General features: G+C 47.3%; 2 tRNA genes and 2 rRNA genes. All 4 read left to right on the forward strand.

From position 1 onward, the window contains the following. A 16S ribosomal RNA gene (locus O3802_RS07575) occupies positions 1 to 499 on the forward strand; the annotation flags it as partial. Positions 500 to 578: 79 nt separating this feature from the next. After that, positions 579 to 655 (forward strand) — tRNA-Ile (locus O3802_RS07580). Between the two features lie 29 nt (positions 656 to 684). Beyond that, a tRNA-Ala gene (locus O3802_RS07585) sits at positions 685 to 760 on the forward strand. A 158-nt stretch (positions 761 to 918) separates the two neighbouring features. Next, positions 919 to 2,421 (forward strand): 23S ribosomal RNA (locus O3802_RS07590); the annotation flags it as partial.

Here is a 2,421-nt window from a genome sequence, read left to right on the forward strand (position 1 = left end):
CAGGTGGTGCATGGTTGTCGTCAGCTCGTGTCGTGAGATGTTGGGTTAAGTCCCGCAACGAGCGCAACCCTTATATCTAGTTGCCAGCAGTAAGATGGGGACTCTAGATAGACTGCCAGTGATAAACTGGAGGAAGGTGGGGATGACGTCAAATCATCATGCCCCTTATGACTTGGGCTACACACGTGCTACAATGGATAGGAACAAAGAGAAGCGAGCTCGCGAGAGTCAGCCAACCTCATAAAACTATTCTCAGTTCGGATTGTAGTCTGCAACTCGACTACATGAAGCTGGAATCGCTAGTAATCGCGAATCAGAATGTCGCGGTGAATACGTTCCCGGGTCTTGTACACACCGCCCGTCACACCACGAGAGTTTGTAACACCCGAAGACGGTGGCCTAACCTTTAAGGAGGGAGCCGGTCACGGTGGGACAGATGATTGGGGTGAAGTCGTAACAAGGTAGCCGTATCGGAAGGTGCGGCTGGATCACCTCCTTTCTAAGGATAAGGAATACGTTGGCGATTCGTTTAGTTTTGAGTGTTCAAAACATTCAAAAAAAAGAATAAAATTTAATAGGGGCCTATAGCTCAGCTGGTTAGAGCGCACGCCTGATAAGCGTGAGGTCGATGGTTCAAGTCCATTTAGGCCCACCATTTATTCTTTTAAAATAAAATATTACTATGGGGCCTTAGCTCAGCTGGGAGAGCGCCTGCTTTGCACGCAGGAGGTCAGCGGTTCGATCCCGCTAGGCTCCACCATTTTTTTGGACAATGAAAACTGAATATATATATTAGATCAAAGATAATTTTCTATAAGTAAAGAAACAGATTTACAAAACCGAGAAAAAAGTAAGTAAGTTGAAAAAACTTATTCACAAGAGTTCAAGGAAGAAGAACGAAGCGTAAAAGCTACACACGATTAAGTAGTAAAGGGCGCACGGAGGATGCCTTGGCACTAGGAGCCGAAGAAGGACGTGACAAACGACGAAACGCTACGGGGAGCTGTAAGTAAGCAAAGATCCGTAGATATCCGAATGGGGGAACCCACCGCTTTTAAAAGGGCGGTACGCGAAAGCGAGGTAACGCAGGGAACTGAAACATCTAAGTACCTGCAGGAAGAGAAAGAAAAATCGATTTCCTAAGTAGCGGCGAGCGAAAGGGAAAGAGCCCAAACCAATGTGCATGCATATTGGGGTTGTAGGACTCTCAACAAAGCGTATGATGAAGTATAGTAGAACAATTTGGAAAGATAGACCGTAGAAGGTAAAAGTCCTGTATACGAAATGCTAAGTTGGCGTGAGAGAGCACCTGAGTACGGCGGAACACGAGGAATTCCGTCGGAATCTACCAGGACCATCTGGTAAGGCTAAATACTACCTAGTGACCGATAGTGAACCAGTACCGTGAGGGAAAGGTGAAAAGAACCCCGGGAGGGGAGTGAAAGAGAACCTGAAACCGTGTGCTTACAAGTAGTCAGAGCCCTTAAGGGGGTGATGGCGTGCCTTTTGTAGAATGAACCGGCGAGTTACTTTATCATGCGAGGTTAAGTGGAAGACATGGAGCCGAAGCGAAAGCGAGTCTTAATAGGGCGAAATAGTATGATGGAGTAGACCCGAAACCAAGTGATCTACCCATGTCCAGGTTGAAGTTTAGGTAACACTGAATGGAGGACCGAACCAGGACACGTTGAAAAGTGTTTGGATGAGGTGTGGGTAGCGGAGAAATTCCAATCGAACTTGGAAATAGCTGGTTCTCTCCGAAATAGCTTTAGGGCTAGCCTCGTTGTGAGTTTACTGGAGGTAGAGCACTGTTTGGACTAGGGGCCCATCCCGGGTTACCGAATTCAGACAAACTCCGAATGCCAGATAAATATCAACGGGAGTCAGACTGCGGGTGATAAGGTTCGTAGTCGAAAGGGAAACAGCCCAGACCGCCAGCTAAGGTCCCAAATTGTATGTTAAGTGGAAAAGGATGTGATGATGCACAGACAACCAGGATGTTGGCTTAGAAGCAGCCACCATTTAAAGAGTGCGTAATAGCTCACTGGTCGAGTGACATCGCGCCGAAAATGTACCGGGGCTAAACATACAACCGAAGCTGCGGATATAACTAATGTTATATGGTAGGAGAGCGTTCTAACATCATAGAAGCTGAGCTGGAAGGCGAGGTGGAGAGGTTAGAAGTGAGAATGCCGGTGTGAGTAGCGAAAGATAGGTGAGAATCCTATCCACCGAAAGACTAAGGTTTCCAGAGGAAGGCTCGTCCGCTCTGGGTAAGTCGGGACCTAAGGTGAAGCCGATAGGTGAAGCCGATGGACAACAGGTAGAAATTCCTGTACCACCGAATATCGATTGAGAGAAGTGGGGACAGAGGAGGCTAATTGATCGTCCTGATGGAATAGGACGTCTAAGCACAAAGGT

Source organism: Gemella sp. 27098_8_92, assembly GCF_041433685.1.
Taxonomy (GTDB): Bacteria; Bacillota; Bacilli; order Staphylococcales; family Gemellaceae; genus Gemella.